This window comes from Ruania albidiflava DSM 18029 (assembly GCF_000421225.1).
Taxonomy (GTDB): domain Bacteria; phylum Actinomycetota; class Actinomycetes; order Actinomycetales; family Beutenbergiaceae; genus Ruania; species Ruania albidiflava.
Genome location: NZ_ATWL01000009.1, coordinates 86,278 through 108,219, shown reverse-complemented (window position 1 = coordinate 108,219; position 21,942 = coordinate 86,278). Strand labels below are relative to the sequence as shown.

16 protein-coding genes and 1 tRNA gene are annotated in these 21,942 nt (G+C 69.5%); 4 read left to right on the top strand and 13 right to left on the bottom strand.

What is annotated here, in order from left to right; translation table 11 throughout:
- Positions 1–36 precede the first annotated feature (36 nt).
- Genes K338_RS0111870 through K338_RS0111860 form a run of 3 tightly spaced genes read right to left on the bottom strand, consistent with a single transcriptional unit; the run spans position 37 to position 3,614 of the window.
- Positions 37–924: an ABC transporter permease gene (locus K338_RS0111870; RefSeq protein WP_022918391.1), complete on the bottom strand. Its 888-nt coding sequence runs from the start codon at positions 922–924 to the stop codon at positions 37–39.
- Positions 921–1,973: an ABC transporter permease gene (locus K338_RS22290; RefSeq protein ID WP_022918390.1), complete on the bottom strand. Its 1,053-nt coding sequence runs from the start codon at positions 1,971–1,973 to the stop codon at positions 921–923. Before K338_RS22290 ends, K338_RS0111870 begins: the two co-directional genes overlap by 4 nt.
- Positions 1,974–2,018: 45 nt before the next feature.
- Positions 2,019–3,614 carry a peptide ABC transporter substrate-binding protein gene (locus K338_RS0111860; RefSeq protein ID WP_169579548.1) on the bottom strand — a complete coding sequence of 532 codons (1,596 nt, stop codon included), beginning with the start codon at positions 3,612–3,614 and terminating at the stop codon, positions 2,019–2,021.
- 516 nt (positions 3,615–4,130) lie between these two features.
- Here K338_RS0111860 and K338_RS0111855 point away from each other — a divergent pair.
- Positions 4,131–6,539 (top strand): ligand-binding sensor domain-containing protein, encoded by a 2,409-nt coding sequence (locus K338_RS0111855; protein WP_022918388.1) that lies wholly within the window; start codon positions 4,131–4,133, stop codon positions 6,537–6,539.
- A 96-nt stretch (positions 6,540–6,635) separates the two neighbouring features.
- Here K338_RS0111855 and K338_RS0111850 read toward each other — a convergent pair whose 3' ends face one another.
- The 6 genes from K338_RS0111850 to K338_RS0111825 all read right to left on the bottom strand — a co-directional run bounded on the left by K338_RS0111850 (position 6,636) and on the right by K338_RS0111825 (position 12,943).
- Positions 6,636–7,838 carry an NAD(P)/FAD-dependent oxidoreductase gene (locus tag K338_RS0111850; RefSeq protein WP_022918387.1) on the bottom strand — a complete coding sequence of 401 codons (1,203 nt, stop codon included), beginning with the start codon at positions 7,836–7,838 and terminating at the stop codon, positions 6,636–6,638.
- A gap of 412 nt (positions 7,839–8,250) precedes the next feature.
- Positions 8,251–8,326, bottom strand: a tRNA-Thr gene (locus K338_RS0111845).
- A 167-nt stretch (positions 8,327–8,493) separates the two neighbouring features.
- The gene (locus K338_RS0111840) at positions 8,494–10,005 is read right to left on the bottom strand and encodes an alpha/beta hydrolase (RefSeq protein ID WP_022918386.1); all 1,512 of its coding nucleotides are present in this window, start codon (positions 10,003–10,005) and stop codon (positions 8,494–8,496) included.
- Between the two features lie 37 nt (positions 10,006–10,042).
- On the bottom strand, positions 10,043–11,179 hold the full coding sequence (locus K338_RS0111835) for a DNA polymerase III subunit delta' (RefSeq protein ID WP_022918385.1): 1,137 nt from the start codon (positions 11,177–11,179) through the stop codon (positions 10,043–10,045).
- Complete coding sequence (gene tmk / locus K338_RS22285; RefSeq protein WP_022918384.1) at positions 11,176–11,868, bottom strand: dTMP kinase; 693 nt, start codon at positions 11,866–11,868, stop codon at positions 11,176–11,178. Before tmk ends, K338_RS0111835 begins: the two co-directional genes overlap by 4 nt.
- A gap of 52 nt (positions 11,869–11,920) precedes the next feature.
- A complete protein-coding gene (locus tag K338_RS0111825; RefSeq protein WP_022918383.1) occupies positions 11,921–12,943 on the bottom strand; it encodes a Gfo/Idh/MocA family protein in 1,023 nt (340 codons plus the stop codon).
- Between the two features lie 192 nt (positions 12,944–13,135).
- On the opposite strand from K338_RS0111825, the gene K338_RS0111820 reads away from it, so the two are divergent.
- Positions 13,136–13,471: an ArsR/SmtB family transcription factor gene (locus K338_RS0111820; RefSeq protein WP_051154798.1), complete on the top strand. Its 336-nt coding sequence runs from the start codon at positions 13,136–13,138 to the stop codon at positions 13,469–13,471.
- Positions 13,468–13,941: an SRPBCC family protein gene (locus K338_RS0111815; protein WP_022918381.1), complete on the top strand. Its 474-nt coding sequence runs from the start codon at positions 13,468–13,470 to the stop codon at positions 13,939–13,941. The genes K338_RS0111820 and K338_RS0111815 overlap by 4 nt, the downstream gene beginning before the upstream one ends.
- A 481-nt stretch (positions 13,942–14,422) precedes the next feature.
- Here the strand turns inward: K338_RS0111815 and topA are convergent, their stop codons facing one another.
- The 3 genes from topA to K338_RS0111800 form a co-directional block, all read right to left on the bottom strand.
- Positions 14,423–17,095 (bottom strand): type I DNA topoisomerase, encoded by a 2,673-nt coding sequence (gene topA / locus K338_RS0111810; protein ID WP_022918380.1) that lies wholly within the window; start codon positions 17,093–17,095, stop codon positions 14,423–14,425.
- A gap of 231 nt (positions 17,096–17,326) precedes the next feature.
- Entirely contained in the window at positions 17,327–18,004 is a 678-nt protein-coding gene (locus K338_RS22280) for a phosphatase PAP2 family protein (RefSeq protein WP_051154787.1), read from the bottom strand.
- Positions 18,001–19,569 (bottom strand): DUF7059 domain-containing protein, encoded by a 1,569-nt coding sequence (locus tag K338_RS0111800; protein WP_027286757.1) that lies wholly within the window; start codon positions 19,567–19,569, stop codon positions 18,001–18,003. The genes K338_RS22280 and K338_RS0111800 overlap by 4 nt, the downstream gene beginning before the upstream one ends.
- A gap of 176 nt (positions 19,570–19,745) precedes the next feature.
- Between K338_RS0111800 and K338_RS22275 the strand changes: the two genes are divergently transcribed.
- Positions 19,746–21,146: an MFS transporter gene (locus K338_RS22275; RefSeq protein WP_022918378.1), complete on the top strand. Its 1,401-nt coding sequence runs from the start codon at positions 19,746–19,748 to the stop codon at positions 21,144–21,146.
- On the opposite strand, the gene K338_RS22270 is transcribed toward K338_RS22275, so the two are convergent.
- On the bottom strand, positions 21,121–21,924 hold the full coding sequence (locus K338_RS22270; protein ID WP_022918377.1) for an SDR family NAD(P)-dependent oxidoreductase: 804 nt from the start codon (positions 21,922–21,924) through the stop codon (positions 21,121–21,123). The genes K338_RS22275 and K338_RS22270 overlap by 26 nt on opposite strands.
- Positions 21,925–21,942: the final 18 nt, after the last annotated feature.

Genomic DNA, 21,942 nt, shown 5'->3' with positions numbered 1-21,942 from the left:
AGCGGCTGCGGATCTGTGTGCCCGCGCAGTTCCGACTCAGCTCTCGTCGACGTCGAAGGCATCCCGCACCCCATCTCCTACCCAGGTGAAGGCCAGCATGATGAGCACGAACACCGCTACCGGCCAAGCGATCAGGTGCGGGTAGGACTGCACGAACTGATAGCCGTCGTTGATCATCGTGCCCACGCTGGGCATGGGCGGAGCGACCCCGAGCCCGAGAATCGCCAAGCCCGACTCAGCGAGCATGTTCGCCGGGATGCCGAAGCTCGAGCTGACCAGGACCGGTCCCATCGCGCCGGGGACCATGTACCGGATCACCAGCGTCCAGCCGGTCGCGCCCATCGCGCGACCTGCCTCGACGAACTCCAGGCTCTTCATCTTCAGGATCTGTGCCCGAAGCAAGCGGGACAGCCCCACCCAGCTGCCCACTGTCAGCGCCAGGATGACAGCCCAGGTGCTGCGCCCGAGCACCGCGACCAGCAGCACGGCGAACAGGTAGCCGGGGAAGGCGAACATGACATCGGTGCCGGCCATCAGCCACTGGTCGATCTTGCCGCCCTTGTACCCGGCCAGCAGTCCGACCGCGAACGAGAGGATCAGCGAGAGCAGCTCCGCCACGATCGCGATGAACAGCGCGGTCCGGAGGCTGTACAACAGGCGGGAGAGGATGTCCCGGCCCAGGATGTCGGTGCCCATCGGGTGGCCGGGTGAGCCGGTTCTCAGGAACTCGTCCCCGGGACCGAGCGTCGCATAGTGGTAGGGCGCGATCCACGGTGCGGTGACTGCTGCCAGGCAGGCAACGACCACGATCACCAGTCCAAGCACCGCGAGCCGGTTGCGCAGGAACCGTCCCCACCGCCGGGACCACTCCGAGCGCGGCCTGCTCGGGAGAGCCGCGTCCTCGTTCGTCTCCACCGTCGTCATAGTGCCGCCTCGCTCTGTGGTGTCTGCGCGCGGCTCACTGGACCTGCGGTGATGCCGGCCTTGGCCGCGACGTCCGACTCCGATGCGGTGAGGTTCAGGCTGGCCCGCACCCGGGGATCCAGCAGGGCGTAGACCAGGTCCACCAGCAGGTTCATCACCATCAGCAGGGCTGCGAAGAACAATGTCGACCCCATCAGCAACGGCATGTCCCGTTGTGCGGCAGCCTCGGTGAAGTACCGGCCCAGGCCGGGGATACCAAAGATGGACTCCACGAAGATCGTCCCGGTGGCGAGTCCGGCGAACATCGGCCCGATCACGGTCACCAGGGGCATCATCGAGTTCCGCAGCACGTGCCGGGCCATGATGGTCCTGAATCGTCCTCCTTTGGCCTTCGCGGCCACGACGTACTCTTCGCGCAGGTTCTCCAGCACCGAGTTGCGGACGTAGCGCGCAAGCATCGCGATCGGCGATACGGCCAGCGCGATCATCGGCAGGATCATGTTCTCCGGCCCCCGCCAGCCGAACGGCGGAAGCAGGTTCAGCGCGGAGGAGAAGATCAGCACGAGGACCAGGCCAGCAAGGTAGTTCGGCAAGCCGTGGCCGAGGGTAGCCACGAACATCGTGCCGGTGTCCCAGATCGACTTGCGCCGTACCGCGGCGAGGATCCCCAGCGGGACGGCGACCACTACGGCGATCACCACGGCACCGATGGCCAGCCCCGCCGAGATCGGGAACGCATGGGCGATGATCTGCTCCACGGTCATGTGCGTGTACCGGTAGCTGGGGCCCATGTCCCCGGTCACGGCGCCGACCATGAACGTCAGGTACTGCTGCCAGCCCGGGATGTCTGCGCCGTACCGCGCCGCCAGGCCGGACTGCTGCTCGGCAGAGGCCTGCTGGGCGAGACCGACCGTACCCCCACCCACCTCCTGGATGCCGGCGAAGTCTCCCGGTGCGAGCTGCAGCAGGATCCAGGTCAGCAGCGAGACGGCGATCAGGCACAGGATCATCCGTGCGATGCGCCGTCCGATGAACATGGCGACCTTCACCGGCGCCCTCCCCTCTTCGCCATCTCGACCCGCACGTCGGTAGGACTACGCTTCATCGACAGTGAGGTACTTGTAGTACGCGTACTCCGGTGAGGGACGCAGCTGGAATCCGGAGACCTTGTCGGCGACCAGCATGGTCCGTCCACTCCAGGTGAGCGGAATGGTGTAGCTGAGACCCTCGCGGATGCTGGCCGCCTCGATGTAGGCGGCCAGGCGTTCCTCATCATCCAGGATTCCCATTGCCTCAGCGGCCCGGTCGGCGAACTCCACCGCCTCGGGGTCGGCGCTGCTGCGCAGCTTCTCGTCCAGGGCGACGGCGCGCTCGGAGTCACTGAGCCCTTCGTCCGCCTGGATCTGCTGGAACTCCTGCCAGTCAGACGTGGACATGCTGAACTGCATCACGTACGACGGTGGGAAGATGTTGTTCACCCAGTTGGTCATGGTCGGGAGCCCGGAGAACGTGCCACCGTAGAGGCTGATCACGTTCTCGTCCTCGTACGGCTTCCACCGGGTGTCACTGTGTACACCGCTCTCCAGGATGTCGATGGTGACCTCGGTGTCGAACGCCTCCTGCCACTGGTCTGCCAGCACGGATAGCCAGGGGTCCTCGAAGTTGTACTGGATGCGCAGCTTCGGCACCGTCTCCAGCCCCGCCTCGGCCATCAGGGCGCGAGCCCCGTCGACATCGTAGGCGCGGGCGAGGGAGTCCTCCCAGCCCGGTACCACGTTGCCGGGGATGAGCGACAGGCCCGGCTCATCGGTCGACTTGACGGCGGCGATCGCCTCCCGGTCGATCGCCATGGACAACGCGCGGCGCACCCGCACATCTTCGGAGGCCTCGTGCCCTCCCCACATCCGCTGCAGGTACCGCACGGTGTATCCGTCCACCTGCACCACGTTGTCCTGGAGATCGTCGCGTTCGTCGATGGTGGTCGCGTTGGCACCGGTGATGTCGATCTCGCCCGCGTCGAAGGAAGCCAACTGGGCGGAGCTGTCCATACCGATGACCAGCTCGATGCTCTGCACGTGCACGTTCGCGTAGTCCCAGTACGCGTCGTTGGCAACCATCCGCAGGGAGGTGGTCGGCTCCCAGTGCTCGGGCAGGTATGCGCCGTTGCCCACCCAGTTCTCCGGCTGCATCCACTCCTGGCCGCCGCCCTCGAGGCTCGGCGGGTGCACCAGCACCATCGAGTAGTGGGACATCAGCAGCAGGAAGTCGTCATTGGGTGAAGCGAGCTCGATCACCACGGTGGAGTCGTCGGGGGCTGATACGCCCACGCTCGCCCAGTCGTCGTTCTCGCCGGAGAGGAACTCCGAGGCACCCTTGATGTTGAGTCCGTTCAGGTAGCTCGACGCTCCAGCAGCATAGTTCGATCCGGCACCGGTCGGGGTGAGCAGCCGTTTGAAGCTCCATTCGGCGTCCGGGCCGGTGACCGGGTCTCCGTTGGACCAGGTGGCACCCTCCCGCATGGTGAAGGTGTAGACCAGACCATCGTCAGAAACCTCCCAGGACTCTGCAGCGGCCGGGATCGCCTCGGTGCCCTCCTCGTTGGAGAACGTCAGTCCTTCGAGCAGCCCAGCAGGAACCACGAGCATCGCGTTGTTCACGTAGTGCGGGTCCAGCGAGTCGATGGAGCTCATGGTCATACGGACGGTTCCGGACGGACCCGTGCCGTCGGAGTCGCCGTCATCGGCAGGGGCAGGTCCACTGTCGAAGTTGCACCCGGACAGAAGTAGTGCACCGGCGGTGGCGCCCCCGCCGAGAAAGAGACGCCGCGTGATCCTCAAGTCGCTGTGCTCCATGACCCACTCCTCCGGGACCTCTGCGTCCCATGACCTCGTTGTGCGTGCGGTAGCCGTTCATGCAATCGCTTGCAGCCACAGTAACCACGCTCCCTCACATGGTCAACCCCCGCCCAGGACCGGACTGCGACGATCGCTGGGACTACGCGCCGTGCCCCTGATGCGCACACCCTTGACGCACCCATTCCTGCACCTCTATGGTCTCCTACAACCGGTTGCACCATGGTCCCCGAGGTCGAGGACCTGAGAACCTCCCCGGCGCTGTCGAGGAGGCATCAGCACTGCGTGCTGCGCGACTACACCCTTGGAGGACTACTCGTGGTTTCCTCACCACCAAGAGCACGTACCCGACTGGTGGCCACCGCCGCCGTCGCCGCTCTCACCTGTCTTGGGGCGGCGACCACCGCTGCCGCGGACGAGACGAGCGAGGACGGTCTCGGATTGTCGGTCGAGGTGATCGACCACGGCCACATCGCCACCGAGACCAACGCCAGCATCTCCGAGACCGGCATGCTGCCGGACGGCACCCCGGTGCTGTACATCTCCGGATCCGGCGAACCGGCCACCTTCACGGTGGTCAACGCCGAGACCGGTGAGCTGATCTCCTCGGAGGACCTCCCGCCGAAGAGCATCGGGAGCCAGGTCCAGCCGATGGCCGACGGCAGTGCCTACTTCGGGATGCGAGATGGCAAGGGAATCATCATCTACCACTGGGACCCGCAGACCCGCCAGAGCGAAGAGGTCCTGGAGAATCCGGTCGGCGGGCGGCTGATCCGCGAGTTCCAGGTCGGTGACGACGGAATGCTCTACGGGGCCACCTACCCGAACACGAAGGTCTTCTCCTACGACCCGGACACTGGCGAGGTACGCGACTACGGTTCCGTGCTCGACGAGAACGACGGGGACACCTACGCCGAAGGTTTCTCCGTGGTCGGCGACACCGCCTACGTGGGCACCGGCATGCAGAACGGCCACGCGGTGAGCGTTGATCTGGACAGCGGGGAGACGACCGAGATGCAGCTGCCGGAGGGCTATCAGGACATCAGTCGCTTCTATCGGTTCCAGCAGGTCGGAGACCTGGTCGCGATGGGCTTCTCCCCCGGCATCTCCGGTGGGACAAACACCCTGTTCTGGGACACCGCCAACGACGAGTGGGCCTGCGACGGCGCGATCGACTCATTCGTGAGCTTGAACAACCCCTACACCGAGCCCACCCAGGACGGCCGGTTCTACTACAAGGCCAACGACGAGATCTGGGAGTTCGACTCCACCGACTGCTCGACATCACCCACCGGCTGGATCGACACCGGCCTCGCCGACACCGGCGACCACCGGGCACTGAACCTGCTCACCCTCGGCACTGGCGAGGAGACCGAGTACCGGCTGCTCGGCCTGAACCGGGACAGCTCGTTCTGGACCTTCGACCCGGCAACCGGTGACCAGCAGGTGTTCGAGGGGACGGTCGAGGGTTCTCCGTTGACGTCCCACTCCATCCACGTCGGCCCGGACGGCCGCGTCTACATGGGCATCTACCTCAGTCCGCTGGTGCTGGGCCGCTATGACCCGGCCACCGGCGAGCACGAGCAGCTCAGCGGCCCCAGCCAGGCGGACTCCTGGCTCACCTACGACGATCAGCTGCTGATCGGCACGTACGGTAACGCCGTCATCCATGAGGGCGATCCGTTCGCCGACTGGGACTGGGGTACCAACCCGTCGGAGCAGTTCCGGCTCATCAGCGAGGACCAGGACCGGCCGGTGGCGATGGCCACCGACGATGAGCTCGTCGCGATCGCCACCGTCGCAGACTACGGCATGCAGGGCGGTGGCCTGACCATCACCGACATGGCCGACCGGCGGGACACCTACCGGGACCTGGTCGAGCACCAGAGCACCGCCTCGGTCACCTTCGGCGAGGACGGCCTGGTCTACGCCGGCACCTCGATCCGAGGCGGCCTGTCCAGTGAGAACAGCCCGCTGGACGCCCACCTCGTGGTCGTCGATCCGCAGGATGGACACGTGCTGGACACCGTCGTGCCCGTGCCGGGTAACGACGTCGTGGCCGACGTAGCCGCTGTCGGGGACAGCATCTGGGGCGTGACCAACAGTGCCGACGTGTTCGAGTACGACACCACGACCGGTGAGGTGAACGGCACCTACCCGCTGGAGACGCCAGCCTCCACCTCCCCCTGGGGCCGAGCCAGCACGCTCGAGGCGCATCCCAACGACGGCCTGCTCTACGGGATATCCGGTGGCGCCATCTTCGCGTTCGATCCGCAGACCCACGAGTCGCAGATCCTGGCCGACGACGTCGACTACAAACGGATGGACATCGCCGCGGACGGCACCATCTACGCACTGAGTGAAACCGAGTACTACGAAATCCATGTCAGCGGGGAGACACCGGAGTGCACCCAGACCATCGACAGCCGGCACGCCGGCCCGCTGCACGTGAGCGAAGGCACCACCTGCCTCACCGGCGCCGGCCAGTTCGGTCCGGTCACAGTGGATAAGGGCGCGGGCCTGATCGTCGAGGAGGCAAACGTCGTCGGACCGGTACATGCAGCCGGCGCTGCGACAGTCCAGCTGCTGTCCTCCACGATCACCGGGCCGGTGCAGATCACCGGCACGAACGGGACCACCGTGATCTCGGACAACCGGATCACCGGACCGCTGTCCTGCTCGGGCAACACACCGAGCCCGACCGACCTGGGAGCCGCCAACCGGGTGGCCGGGCCTCAGTCCGGCCAGTGCGCTGATCTGTAACCAGGACGGGGGCGCGGCAGGTTGTACCGCGAGCGCGAGGTCGCGCGGTTGGAGAAGACCATCCAGCCGTGCGACCCGACGTCCCTGGCTGACCGGTCAGAGGTCCTCGATCGGCACCTGCGGGTCGGCGAGCCGGGCCGGGTCGATCTCCCGGCCGATGTGCTCACGCAGCTGGTCCGAGACGTCCCAGATGTTCACGTTCATCGCCGCGGTGAGCACCCCGGAGCGCAGCCAGAACGCGAGGAACTCCCCGGAGTCGATGTCACCGCGGGTCACTACCTCGTCCGCCGGGGTGCTGCGGCCCACGTACTCCATGCCCAGGTCGTACTGGTCGGTGAAGAAGTAGGGCTGCCAGTCGTAGACGTCGTCGGAGCCGACCAGCACCCGGGCGGCCAGCTTGCCCTGCCGAATGGCGTTGTCCCAGTGCTCCACCCGGATCCGTTCACCGAGCGCAGTGTTCACCGCATTGGCCACGTCCCCGATCGCGTAGATGTTGTCCCCGGCGCGCAGCCGCTCGTCGACCAGGATCCCGTTGTCGACGTCCAGCTCTGCAGACTCGGCAAGCTTCGTGTTCGGCGCCGCCCCGACGGCCACCACCACCGCATCGGCCGGCACGGTCTCCATCCCCACCCGCACACCGGTGACGGCATCGGTGCCCTCGATCGCGGCGGCAGACATGCCGGTGCGCAGGTCCACACCATGGTCGGTGTGCAGCCGGCCGAAGTACTCCCCCAGCTGTGGGCCGAGCGGTCCCGCCAGCGGAACTGTGGCCATCTCCAGCACGGTCACCTCGGTACCCGCCTGCCGCGCCGCGGCCGCCACCTCCAGGCCGATCCAGCCGGCACCGATGATCACCAGGTGCTTGCCCTCACCGAAGGTGGCCTTGATCGCCGCTGAGTCCGGCATACGGCGCAGCGTGTGCACCCCGGGCAGGTCCATCCCCTCGATCGGCAGGCGGCGCGGTGTGGCACCGGTGGCCAGCACGAGGTCCGTATAGCTCACCTCGGTCCCGGAGGCCAGGCGTGCGGTGCGGTTGTCCGGGTCGATGCTCTCGACGGCGTCATCCCAGCTGGTCTGCACGCTGCGGCTGTCGTAGTGGTCGGCCTCGTGCACGTAGACCGACTCCATCGGATCGTTCCCGAGGAGCACACCCTTGGACAGGCCAGGGCGTTCGTAGGGCCGCTCGTTCTCGTCCCCGACTACCAGCACACTTCGCTCGTCCCCGGCGTCCCGAAGCTCGTCCACCAGCGAGGCAGCGGCCAGTCCGGCCCCCACGATCAGCAGGTCAGTGTGCGTCATGATCTCCTCCTAGGGATCGAGCGACCCGCTCCCCCTGGACCCGCGATCGGACCAGAACCGGGTGCGCGCTGATTCCACTTTGACACTTCGAGGCGGGATGCACGAGTGCGCACGCTTCTTCCGCAGAATACGGCAGCCGAAGCGAGCCAGCGGCAGGTCGCCGCTAGCCGGAACGATGCCGCCGTCACACGTAGGACGGCGTCCCTCCCGGCCGCCTGCTCCGGTCGGGAGGGACGCCTGGTGTACCCCCGGAGCACCCGACGCTAGCACCGGCGCTGACCTGCCGCCCCTTGATTGCGCGGACATCTTGGTGAGCGAGCACGCTGGCCGCGGTTGGTGGGCGCCGACCGTTCTGCTGCTGGCCCTGGGCAGACAAGGTCCCAGGTCCGAGCAGCGCCCTGGCCTGGGACTATGGAGCCGCCTGTGAGAATCGAACTCACGACCTTCTCATTACGAGTGAGACGCTCTGCCGACTGAGCTAAGGCGGCGTGCCAGGAACGGCGGGCCTACTGTACCCGGCGCCCGGACCGGCGAGCAAAACGCGGTGGTCTGGAGCATACCTCGCCCCGGCCCTGGGTCGCGAACGCCCGCCTTCGCGGCGAGAACCCGGCCGGGATCCGCGAACCAGAGCGTTCGCGACCCACGAAGAAGCAGGTCAGCACCTCAGCCCGTCCTCGGGCACCACACCGTCGATCAGGAACGACTCCACGGCAGTGTCCACACAGCTGCTGACCCCACCGTAGGCGGTGTGGCCGTCACCCTCGTAGCCGATCAGCACACCGGAGTCGAGCTGCTCGGCCAGCGACTCAGCCCAGTCATACGGGGTGGCGGGGTCGCGCGTGGTGCCGATCACCACGATCGGCGGGGTGCCTTCGGCGTGGATCGGCTCCCGCACCGCGTCCGAGGTGATCGGCATCGCAGCGCAGCCGACCTCTCCATAGCTGAACGCCTCACCGAACAGCTCGGAGATCTCCGCGTTCTCCTCCGCGAGCTCGCGGGAGCGCTGCTGGTCCAGCTCCACCGGGTAGTCCGAGCAGTCGATGAGCCGGAAGGCGCCCTCGTCCTCGGGGTACTCACCGTTGTCGTCACGCTCCATGGCGACGTCGGCCAAGAATCGGATCTGAGCGCCGTCGTCGTTGTTGATCAGGGCGGCCATCGCGCTGGTCAGCACCGGCCAGGAGTCCGGGCTGTACAAGGCGATTACGATCGCGTTGTACAGGTCGGAGTCGGTGACCGGTCGCTCCGGGTCACCGCTAGGTGCGGGCGTGTCGGCGAGCTGGTGGACCAGCTGGGTCGTCTGGTGCACCGCGGCGTCGACGTCTCCGGTGAACGGGCAGTCGGCCGAGCTCAGGCAGTCCTCGAGGTAGGACCGGTAGGCCACATCGAACCCGGCAATCTGCCCCTGGGTGATCTCGGCATAGTTCAGCGACGGGTCGACGGCACCGTCCAGCACCAGCCGGCCCACGCTGTCCGGGAAGTGCTCGGCGTAGATGGCGCCGAGGAACGTGCCGTAGGAGTAGCCCAGGTAGGTGAGCTGGGGCTGGTGCAGCGCGGCCCGGAGCACGTCCAGGTCCCGTGCCGCTGTGACCGTGTCCAGGTGGTGGACGAGCTCGCCGGTGTTCGCCTCGCATGCCTCGCCGTAGGCGGTCAGGTCGGACAGGTACCGATCGAAACCGCGGTCGGTGGTCAGGTCGTAGGTGCGCGAGAACAGGTCGTCCAGCTGAGCGCTGTCGTAGCAGCGGACCGCAGTGGAGGCGCCCACACCGCGCGGGTCGAACCCGACGATGTCGTAGCTCTCCAGCAGTGGGTCGCCGAAGGTGGAGGACGCGTTCTCCACCAGCTCGATCCCGGAGCCGCCGGGACCGCCGGGGTTGATGAACAGCGCGCCGAGCGACTCCCCACCGGCCTGCAACACCTTGACGGCGATGGAGATCGTCTCCCCGTCCGGTTCGTCGTAGTCCATCGGCACGGTGACGTCGGCGCACTCGAAGCCGTCACCGCACTCGCTCCAGTCGAGCTCCTGGGTGTAGTAGGTCTCCAGCTCTTCTGGGAACGGTGCGGCTCCGGCGGCGGGCTGGACCATCGGCGCAGCGGCGGCGCACCCGGCGAGCAGGGCTGCTGCGGCGAGCGTTGCCAGCGCAGCGGCGACCGGTCGCGTTGTTCTCATGACCACAGGCCGCAGTCTATGCATGGCGCCTGCATCCTCAGCCCTGCGGTCGCAGCGCCACCGCGAGCGCCTCGACAGTCAGCAGCGGAGCGGCGTTGGTAGCGAGCCGGTCCCGAGCGAGCCCGACGGCCGCCATCCGGCGCAGCGACTGCTCCGGGGTGGTGCTGCGGGCCTGCTCGGCCACCGCCTCGGCCTCGGCAGTGTTCACCAGCTCGGAGCCGGTCTGCAGCTGGGTGACCAGCACGTCCCGGTAGAAGGAGAGCAGGTCGACCATCGATCGGTCCAGCAGGTCGGTCAACGCCCGCTTCGCACGGCGCTTCTGGTCCTCCTCCAGGGCCCGCACCTGTGCGCGCAGCGCCGGCGGCACCCGCGCACCCTCCTCCACACCGAGGGCACGCAGCAGCGCAGCTCGCTCCGCACCGTCTCGCTCAGCCGTGGCGGCCTTGGACTGCTCGGTGGCGTCCTCGACCAGCTCCTGGGCGGCCAGGACAGCATCACCCACACCCCGGATCCCGGTAGCCAGGTGCAACACCTTGCGCCGATAGGCTCGTTCCTCCGGGTACAGCGCGAGCCGGCGGGCCACGCCGATGTGCGACTGCGCCGCCCGCGCACACTCCAGCGCGAGCTCGGGCGGCACGCCGTCACGGGTGTGCAGCAGGTCCGCGACCGCCTGCACCGGCGGCACCCGCAGGTTCACCAGCCGGCACCGGGAGCGGATCGTGGGCAGCACGTCCACCGGGCTCGGTGCGCACAGGATCCACACCGTACGTTCCGGCGGCTCCTCGATCGCCTTCAGCAGCACGTTCGAGGTGCGCTCCAGCATCCGATCGGCGTCCTCGACGATCAGCACCCGGTAGCGACCCTGGGAGGGGGACCGCTGGGCGAGCAGCACCCAGTCGCGTACCTCGTCGATGGCGAAGCTCGGTTTGTCGGTGCTCAGCACGGTCACGTCGGCGTGCGTGCCGGCAAGCACAGTACGTACCTGGTGCCCCTCGCCGGCCGTGTCCGCCGGGTCCTGCAGGGCGGCGGCGAACGCCCGGGCGGCTACGGACCGTCCCGATCCAGGCGGCCCGGTGATCAGCCAGGCGTGCGTCATCGCTGTCGGGCTGGCCACGGCAGTGGCGAGCGTCTCGATCGCCTGCTCCTGCCCGACCAGGCCGCCCCAGACGCTCACCGGTCCCCCTCCCCCCGGGTCGTCGTGCCACGGGTGCGCTCTGGCGCACTCTCAGCATGACGGCCCGCTTCGGGGGAGATTCCGAGCAGCGGGGCGACCCGGGCCCGGGTCGCGGCGGCCAGCTCCTCCACGCTGCGGGACGCGTCCAGCACCAGCCAGCGCTGCGGATCCTGGGCAGCCCGGTCCAGGAACGCCTGCCGGGTACGAGTGTGGAACTCCCCGCCGGCGCGCTCCAACCGGTCCGGGTCGTGCGTCAGGCGCTGCGGCAGGTGCGCCGGGTCCAGGTCGAGCAGCACGGTCACGTCCGGCAGCAGGTGGTCGGTGGCGAACAGGGACAGCTCCTCCACCTGCTCGGCGGACAGCTCCCGGCCCCCGCCCTGGTAGGCCACCGAGGAGTCCAGATACCGGTCGGTGAGCACCACGGCGCCCCGCTCCAGCGCCGGACGGACCAGCGAGGCCACGTGGTGGGCGCGGTCGGCGGCGAATAGCAGCGCCTCGGTGCGGGCGTCGATGTCCGACCCGTGCAGCAGCACCTGGCGCAGCGTGCGGCCCAGCTCGGTGCCGCCCGGCTCGAAGGTGCGCACCACCTCCCGGCCAGTCGCCTGGGCGACCCACTCGGCCAGGTGGGCCAGCTGGGTGGTCTTGCCCGCGCCGTCGCCACCCTCGAAGGAGATGAAGAGTCCGCTCACCCGAGCACCCTAACCGGGACCACCCACAGCAGGCGGCGCCGTCCCCAGCCCCTCACTCTCCCGGCAGGCGTACGCCGAGCTGACGGCGCGCCTCGTCCATGGTCGCCATCACCTCGACCGTGCCCGCCCAGGAGTGCACCGGCGACTCCCGCTCCCCCGCGTGCACGCGCCGGGCCACCTCCGCGGCCTGGTACTCGAACCCGCTGCCGACGGCGGGACTCACCTGGCGCACCTGCCCCTCGCGGGGTCGGATGGTCAGTGTGGACGGGGCGTAGAAGGTCCCGGCGATCTCCACCCGCCCCTGGCTGCCAGTCACCACCGCCGCGTTCGGGGTGGCTGCGGTCATGCTGGCACCGAGGATGGCCAGCGCATGCCCGCCGTAGCGCAGCGTGATCGACTCGCTGGCGTCCACACCAGTCTCGGTCAACGTACCCAGGGCGCACACCTCGTCGGGGACCCCGAGCACGTCGTGGGCGAAGGAGATGGGGTAGACGGTCAGGTCGAGCATGGCCCCGCCGGCCAGGTCCGGGTTCTTCAGCCGGTGCGTGGCGGGGACGTGGTCCAACCCCTGCCCGTGCTCGGCGGTGAGCATGCGGACCTGTCCGATCTCACCGGCGGCGAGCAGCTCACGCAAGGCGACCATGTGCGGCAGGAACCGGGTCCACATCGCCTCCATCGCGAACAGCCCACACTCGGCGGCGGTGTCGAACAGCTGACGGGCCTCTGCCGCGTTGCGAGTGAGCGACTTCTCCACCAGCACCGGCTTGCCCGCCTGCAGGGCGAGCAGCGCATGCTCCAGGTGCTCCGAGTGCGGGGTGGCGATGTAGACCGCCTCGACCTGCGGATCGGCGACCAGCTCGGCATAGCTCGCATGTGCCGTCGGGATGGCATGTTCGCTGGCGAACGCCTGGGCACGGGCCGCGCTGCGGGAGCCGACCGCGACCACGGACGAGGCGGTGTGCGCTGGGACGTCCCGGGCGAAGCGGCGGGCGATACCGCCCGGGCCGAGGATGCCCCAGCGCAGCGGCGGAGCAGCAGCGGGGTCAGGTCCGAAGGAAGCGTCATGGCTCGACATGGCGCCCAGCCTAGAGGTCCGGCAGCAGGCACCGATGCCTTGTCTCAGCCGTGCGCTGCCGAACCCTTGACATCGACAGCGACATCCCACACCATTATTCAACCATAAGGTTTATCAACCATATGGTTGGCAAGTGGGGAGCGGATCGTGACCGAGCGCGCAGTGACCGAGGCAGACCTGAACCGCGGGTTCATGGCCCTGGCCGACCCAGTGCGGCGGCACCTGATCGCCCGCCTGAGCCGAGGGCCCGCCACAGTCAACGAGCTCGCCGAGCCGTTCCCGATCTCCACGCAGGCCATCTCCAAGCACATCCAGGTGCTGGAACAGGCCGGTCTGGTCGCCCGCACGCGGGAGGCGCAACGCCGGCCCGTGCACCTCGTCCCGGAACGCCTGGAGGCGATGACCGCCTGGATCGACCGCTACCGCCTGGTCAAGGAGAGCCAGTTCCGGAACCTGGACCGACTCCTGGACCAGGACTCCACCCCCGGGCGCGACCGCGCCCCGGACACACGAAGGAGACCATCATGAGCACCGCTCTGACCGTGACCGCCCCCGACGGGCTGCCGTTCATCGACTTCACCCGGGAGTTCGACCACCCGGTGGCGACCCTCTTCCGCGCCTACGCCGACCGTGACCTGGTGGTGCAGTGGCTCGGCCCGCGAGGGTATGAGATGCGGGTGGACCGCTACGACTTCTACACCGGCGGATCCTACGCCTACACCCACATCGACCCAGACGGCAACGAGTACCGCTTCCGCGGGACGCTGCATGTCGTCCGGGAGAACGAGATCGCCATCCAGACCTTCGAGTTCCTCGGCTACCCGGACGTGGTGAGCATCGAGACCCTGCACTTCGAGGACCTCGGTGGCGGGCGCAGCCGGCTCACCGGGCACGCTGTCTATCCGTCCCTGGAGGCGCGGGACGGCATGGTCGCCTCCGGGATGGAGCAGGGCATGGCCGACGGTTTCGACCAGCTCGAGGAGCTGCTGGACCAGTAGCCGCGGCTGGTCTGTCCACAGCCCCCCCCGGCAGCGGTCCCGCCGACTCAGGCACCCTGGTCGGCATGGTCGAACCGTCCCAGCTGGCCACGAGGTCGGCCTCTACTCCATCGCAGAGCTGGAGGCCCGGGGCGTGGATCGTCGCCACCGTGCCCAGCTCGTGCGGCAGGGGCGGCTCACCCCTGCCACACCGCTGGTTCGCTACTGCAGCAGCTGACCGTTCCGCACTCAGCGCGATCCGGTCGGGGGTGCGCCTCACCTGCGTCTCGGTGGCACCCCTGCAGGGCTGTGGACACCAACGACACCGGGCACCCGTGCTTGCGGGCGCCGCGGCGTAGCGCCGTCGACCTTCGTGCCGCACGGCCCGTACCGCGACTCCCAGGTTGCTGCCGGCCTCCGGTCTCAGCGAGTCAGGTTCCGAGACGCGGGTCGCCCGGTGGCTGCGGGCCCGGTGCGTGCCGTATGACCGTCGATCTCCCGACTACTTCTTCGCAGTGGACTTCCTGGCCGGTCTCCTGGACTTCTTCGCCGGCCCCTTGGCCCGCTTCTCCGCGATCAGCTCGTACGCTCGGTCTGCGGTCAGGGTCTCCACCGGGTCGGCCTGGCGCAGGGTGGCGTTCGTGGTGCCGTCGGTGACGTACGGTCCGAACCGGCCGTCCTTGACCACCACCTTCTTCCCGGACACCGGGTCCTCGCCGAACTCCTTGAGCGCCTTGGCGCTGCTGGCTCGGCGGCCCCGCTTGGGCTGGGCGTAGATCTCCAGCGCCTGCTCCAGGGTGAGGTCGAAGATCTGCTCCTCCTCGGTCAGCGACCGAGAGTCGGTGCCCTTCTTCAGGTAGGGGCCGTAGCGGCCGTTCTGGGCGGTGATCTCCTCACCGGACTCCGGGTCGGTGCCTACCACCCGCGGTAGAGACAGCAACCGCAGCGCAGTGGGCAGGTCCACGGTGGCCAGGTCCATGCTCTTGAACAGCGAAGCCGTGCGGGGCTTGGGCCTGGCGGCCTTCTTCTTCCCCTTGGCGGACGCCTCCGCAGCACTGTCAACCTCCGGCAGCACCTCGGTCACGTACGGGCCGAACCGGCCAGTCCTGGCGATGATGGTGTGCCCGGTGTCCGGGTCGACGCCGAGCTCGCGACCGTCCTCGGCGCTGGCGGCGAACAGCTCCTCGGCGCGCTCCAGGGTGAGCTCGTCTGGGGCGATGTCGTCCGGTACCGAGGCGCGTCGGGCCTGCCCGCCCTCCTTCTCCGGTGGGCCCTCCAGGTAGGGGCCGTACCGGCCCACCCGCAGCGTGATGCCCTCGCCGAGCTCGATGGAGTTGATCTGCCGGGCGTCGATCTCACCCAGGTCCTGCACCAGCGTCTGCAGGCCCTCGGCACCGTCCCGTCCGAAGTAGAACCCGGCCAGCCATTCGACCCGGTCGGCCTCACCGGCAGCGATGCGGTCCAGGTCGGACTCCATCTCGGCAGTGAAGTCGTAGTCGATCAGCCGGGGGAAGTGCTCCTCGAGCAACCGGATCACCGAGAACGCCGTCCAGCTGGGCACCAGCGCCTGGCCGCGGCGCAGCACGTAGCCGCGGTCGGTGATCACCGAGATGGTGGCCGCATAGGTGGACGGGCGGCCGATGCCCCGTTCCTCCAGCGCCTTGACCAGGCTCGCCTCGGTGTACCGCGGCGGCGGGGAGGTCTCGTGCCCGTCGGCGGTGAGCGACTCGGTAGCCACCTCGTCCCCCGACTGCAGGTCCGGCAGCCGGGCGCTCTTGCCGTCGCCCTCCTCGTACCGGCCCGCGTCCCTGCCCTCCTCGTAGGCGGCGAGGAAGCCGCGGAAGGTGATCACCGTGCCGGAGGCGGCGAACTCCGCCACACGGCCGTCGGCGGCCGTGCCGGCCAGCCGCACCGAGGCGGTGGAGCCGCGGGCGTCGGCCATCTGCGAGGCGACCGTACGCTTCCAGATCAGCTCGTACAGCCGGAACTCGTCCCCGCGCAGCGCCCCGGAGACCTGGGCCGGGGTGCGGAAGGAGTCACCGGCGGGCCGGATCGCCTCGTGCGCTTCCTGAGCACCCTTGGACCGGGCGGCGTAGGTGCGTGGCTTGTCCGGGACGAACTCCGGCCCGTACAGGTCTCCCGCCTGCCTGCGGGCGGCGGCGATCGCCTGCCTGGACAACGCCGCAGAGTCGGTCCGCATGTAGGTGATGTAACCGTTCTCGTACAGTCCCTGCGCCAGGCGCATCGTCTGCCGGGAGTTCATCCGCAGCTTGCGGGATGCCTCCTGCTGCAGCGTGGAGGTGGTGAACGGGGCCGCCGGGCGGCGGGTGTAGGGCTTCTCCTCCACCGAGGTGACCGCCACCTGGGCGTCCTCGAGTGCGCTGACCAGTCCGTGGGCGGCCTGCTCGTCCAGGTGCAGCACGTTCTTCGTGCGCAGCGTGGCGTCGTCTCGGAAGTCTTTGCCGGTGGCCACCCGGGTGCCGTCCACCGACACCAGCCGGGCGCCGAAGGTGGTGCCTGCAGTGCTGCCGCGACCGCCGGTGAACTCGCCGCGCACGTCCCAGTACTCGGCGGCGCGGAAGGCCATCCGCTCCCGCTCCCGCTCGACCACCATCCGGGTGGCCACGGACTGCACCCGTCCGGCGCTCAGCCCCTGGCGGACCTTGCGCCAGAGCACCGGGGACACCTCGTAGCCATACAGCCGGTCCAGCAGCCGACGGGTCTCCTGGGCGTCCACCAACCGGGTGTCCAGGTCCCGGGTAGAGGTCAGTGCCCGGTCGATCGCCTCCCGGGTGATCTCGTGGAACACCATCCGCTTGACCGGGACCTTCGGCTTGAGCACCTCGAGCAGGTGCCACGCGATCGCTTCCCCCTCACGGTCCTCATCGGTGGCGAGGTAGAGCTCGTCGGCTTCCTTGAGGAGCTTCTTCAGCTCGGTGACCTTCTTCTTCTTGTCCGCGTCCACCACGTAGTAGGGCTCGAAGCCGTTCTCGACGTCGATCGCGAACTTCTTGTACGGCCCCTTCTTCATCTCCGCAGGCAGCTCGGAGGGTTGCGCCAGGTCTCGGATGTGGCCCACGCTGGCCTCGACCTCGAAGCCTGACCCCAGATAGCCGGCGATGGTGCGCGCCTTGGCCGGGGACTCCACGATCACCAGCTTGCGGGCAGTGCTCACGCGAACCTTCCTTCTCCACGACTACGTGCCGGACCGGCACGTGGGGCACTCCGTGCGGCGACCTCCTGCCGCTGAACGTCCGTCCCGGTGCGCATGGTAACCCGCTGCGGGAAAATCGCGCCGCGCACCTCGGGGACCTCCGGGGAGCACCCCACACCCTACGCCGTCACCGGCCGGGCTCTACACCAGCACAGCCCACCGAGCTCACGCACGGTGCGCAACGCCGTCCTGCTACCGCTGCGCCTCGGGCTCAGGGTGGCTCCACAGGAGCACTGCGCGCACCAGGAAGTACCAGGTGGCGACCACTGCGAACGCTGCGAGCACGTCCGAGGGGCGGTGCCACCCGTCCACCAGCGTGCCCCACCCGCACAGCACCGGGTACAGCCCGCCGACGGCGAGCACCACCGGGCGCCAGCCGCGCGGCGCCGCCAGCACGAGCACGGCGAGCACCGTGGTCGCAGCGGTGGTGTGCCCGGACGGGAAGGAGTTCGCCAGGTCGTAGGTCACGCCCAGGTCGGGCCGGTCCAGCAGGAAGTGCTTGAGCACCTGGGTGGAGACGTTGGCCACGAGCATCAGCAGCACGGCGCCCACCGCCTCGCGGGCCCGGCGACGAGCCAGCGCCACCAGCACCGCGACCACCAGCGCTCCGAGCAGCACCAACGGGCTCACCTCCCGCAGGAAGAACAGCCCCAGTCGGCTCAACGGCCCGTCGGAGCCGTTCACCGACAGCGCGAACGACTCGTCCCACCGCTGCCCGGGGCCGGTGGCGACGAACAGCTGGTGCAGCACCAGCACCAGTGCGGCGCAGACCACAGCAGCGCACAGGCGCGCCACGACCGCCGGCCAGGTGGAGCGGTGCTCGGGGCTCGGAGGCGCAGCATTCGACTGGGTCGGCAGCACAGTGGTCATTCCTCACGGTAACCCGGTAGGTGCAGGAAACCGTCAAGGACCAGGCCGCGAATGTCAGCAATCACACTCTCCAGCACCGCCTCCGGCGCCGTGTCGGTGAGCACGGCCACACCGGCGGCGGCCTGAGCGGGGGTGAGCTCGCCGTCGCTGGCACCGACCACTGCCGCCAGCGCCGTGTCCGCGCGAACGCTACGGCCGAACCCACCGCCCTGGTGCAGCACGATCACCTCCGGGTGCGCGCTGCCAGGCCGGTAGTGGCGCTCCTCGGTGACGTCGGGGGCCACAGTCAGCGGCAGCGCGGCCAGTGCAGCATCGTCCAGACCGGCGAGGGCGTCCTTGGCAGTCAGGGTGGCGGCGACCGCCGGGCCCAGCGGGCCGGGCAGGGGGCCGGTCACCTCCTCGGCGCGCAGCCACTGCCCCGCCGGGCCTGCGGGGCGGTCCCCCGGGCCTGCGGGGCGGTCCCCCGGGCCTGCGGGGCGGTGCAGGGTGAGGTAGCCGAAGCCGACACCGTGCACCCCGCGGATCTGGAAGTCCTCGAGCCAGGCGGCGTAGCCACGGTCCCAGGCCTGCCGGTCCCGGTCCGGGGTGATGCCGCCGTCGCGCAGCCACGTCTCGGCATACTCGCACGGGTCGGCGACCTCGCGGCCGACCACCCAGGCATCCAGGCCGGAGCGGGCGCACCAGTCCCGCACGCGGGCGAACGGGTCGGCCACGTCGTGGACCTCCCAGTTCAGCAGCAGCTGTGCCACACCGCCAGGAGCCAGGTGCGCACCCAGGCCGGTGACCAGCGCCTCGGCCATCGCATCCCCGGTGCCGCCGGCGTCCCGGTAGGTGTAGGCAGGCAGGGCGCCCTCGGCTCGTGGGGTGATCACGAACGGCGGGTTGGACACGATCAGGTCGAACGTCTCCCCCGCCACCGGCTCCAGCATCGACCCAGCACGCAGGTCCAGCCTGGCTCCGTTCAGATCTGCGTTCAGCGCTGCGTACTCCAGCGCGCGGGTAGAGATGTCGGTGGCGGTGACCGTGGCGCACCGACCGGCCAGGGCCAGCGCCTGCACCCCGGAACCGGTGCCCAGGTCCAGGGCACGCGCCGCTGGGGTGGGCACGGTGAGCTCGGCCAGCGTGCGGGAAGCGCCGCCCAGGCCGAGCACGTGGTCGGCCTGGACCGCGCGACCGGTGGTGGCCTCGCCCAGGTCGGCAGCCAGGTGCAGCGGGCCGGTGCCCAGGTCCACGGGGCGCAGGTCCAGCAGTGCCCGCACAGTCCCGCCCGGCGTCGCGGCGAGCAGGCCCAGCTCCGCGGCATCCTCGGCGCAGCGGGGCAGCGCCGCGGCGACCTCGGCCGGTGTCACCTGGTCGCCGAGGACGAACAGCCGAGCCAGCACGGCGGCCGGGGCGGTGCAGGTGCGGGCGCGGCGCACGGCGGGCACGACCTGCTCGCGGCCCATCGCAGCGATCGCCTCCGGGCCGAGCAGCTCGGTGAGATGGTCCACGGTGTACCTGGCAGCGTGCAGGTCCTCCCGCAGGGCCTGCACCTGTCGGGTGGGGCGGGTGCGCCAGGCGGTCATCACCGCCCCTTTCTGCCGCTGTCCACCGGGTCGGTCGGTGCCCGCCGCCTGGTGACCACCCACTACCCGGAGATCGTTCGTCGATATGGTCGCTGAGCGTAGCCATTTCGACGAGCAGTTTCACCGCACCGGGGCATATCGGCCCTGAGCAGCCGGGGAGTCCCTACGGTGAGGCCATGACCACCCCCTCTCCGGCCGGCGCCGAGGCGACTCGGCCGACCCGGCTGCTGTCCGTGCCGGTGCTCGCCTGGTCCCTGTGGGACTGGGGCTCGGCGGCGTTCAACGCGGTGATCACCACCTTCGTGTTCACCGTGTACATCACCTCGGACGCATTCGGACCGGAGGCCGGCCGCCGGCTCGGCTCGGTGCTGGCCGTCGCCGGGCTGCTGATCGCCCTGTTCGCGCCGGTGGCCGGGCAGAGCGCGGACCGGGCCGGGCGGCGCACCCTGTGGCTGGGGGTGAACACCGGGCTGGTGATCCTCGCCTCCGCCGGGCTGTTCTTCGTGCTGCCTGCCCCGGAGTACCTGTGGCTCGGCCTGGTGCTGCTGGCCGGTGGGAACATCGCGTTCGAGTTCGCCGGGGTGAACTACAACGCGATGCTCTCCCAGGTCTCCACCCGGGAGAACGTGGGCCGGGTCTCCGGCCTGGGCTGGGGCATGGGTTACCTCGGCGGCATCGTGCTGCTGCTGTTCGTGTACTTCGGCTTCATCAACCCCGAGGTCGGGCTGTTCGGGGTGACCGGTGCGGACGGGCTGGATGTGCGCGTGAGCATGCTGTTCTGCGCGGCCTGGACGCTGGTCTTCTCCATCCCGGTGCTGCGGGTGGTGCGGGACGTGCGGGAGAAGTCCCGCGCGCGGGAGCACGCACCGGGTGGGCGCGGCCTGCGCGCTGTGCCGGCGACGCTGCTCGGCTGGCTGCGGCGCCTGGGCGGTGCGTACGTGCACCTGGGCCGCACGATCGCCGACCTGTGGCGGGCGGACCGGAACACGGTCTACTTCCTGCTCGCCTCGGCGGTGTTCCGCGACGGCCTGGCCGGGGTGTTCACCTTCGCCGGGGTGATCGCTGCCAGCACGTTCGGGTTCAGCCCGGGAGACGTGATCATCTTCGGGGTGGTGGCCAACGTGGTGGCCGGGATCGCCACGATCCTGGCCGGCCGGCTGGACGACGCGCTGGGACCACGCGTGGTGATCCTGGTGTCGCTGCTCCTCATGGTGGCGCTGGGTACGGCGATCTTCTTCCTGCACGACGGCGGAGCGACGGTGTTCTGGTCCCTCGGCCTGGTCATGGCGATCTGTGTGGGGCCCGCCCAGTCCGCCTCCCGTACGTTCCTCGCCCGGCTCATCCCGGCCGGCCGGGAGGGCGAGGTGTTCGGGCTGTACGCCACCACTGGCCGGGCAGTGAGCTTCATGGCGCCGGGTATGTGGTCGGTGGCGATCACGGCCGGGATGGCGGTCACCGGACTGGCCACGGCACGAGAGGCGCAGTACTGGGGGATCCTGGGGATCGTGCTGGTGCTGGCCGTGGGGGCCGCCCTGATGCTCTTCGTACGGGTCAGCTCCGACCATCCCAGTCGGTGACCACCAGGCGCCGTCCGGCGGGAGGACCGGTCGCAGCCCGGTCGCGAAGACCTGCGAGGGTGTCGGTGCCGGCGCGCAGGTAGCAGCCGGACAACGCGTCCAGCTCACCGGCGGCGATTGCCACGGCGAGCTCGGCGACCGCCTCCAGCGGGGTCCAGTCGGTGCGGTCGGCATGCATCTGCATCCCAGTGGCCATGTCCGTGGCCACCACCCCCGGGGCGAGCTCGAAGGCGCGCAGCCCGCGGTGGAACCCCGCCGCGTGCAGCCCGCCGCCGATGCGGAAGAGCGCGGTCTTGGCGGTGTTGTAGGCAGCCATCACGTCCGAGTCGCGGGTCCCAGCCCCGGAGCTGAGGTCGATCACACGGCCGCCACCGCGGGCGAGCATGCCGGGGACCAGGGCACGGGCGAGCAGGAACGGGCCGTACACGTTGGTGGTCAGCACCTCGGCGAACTGGTCCGGATCCGCCTCCCACAGCGGCACCTCGGCGTCCACCAGGCCCGCATTGTTCACCAGCAGGTCGACCGAGCCGAGGGCGAGCTGGGCCTCCCGGGCGGCAGCGTCGACCGCGACCTGGTCGGTGACGTCGGCGGCGAGCACCACGGCGCGGCGCCCGAGCGCCTCGACCTGCTCGGCGACGGCGGTCAGCCGCTGCCCGTCGCGGGCGAGCAGGGCCACGTCCAGACCGGCAGCGGCCAGTGCGGTGGCCAGACCGGCTCCGATACCTCGGGAGGCGCCGGTGACCAGGGCGGTACGGGCAGCGGGAACTGGTGCGCTCATTCCCCTAGTCTCCCCGAC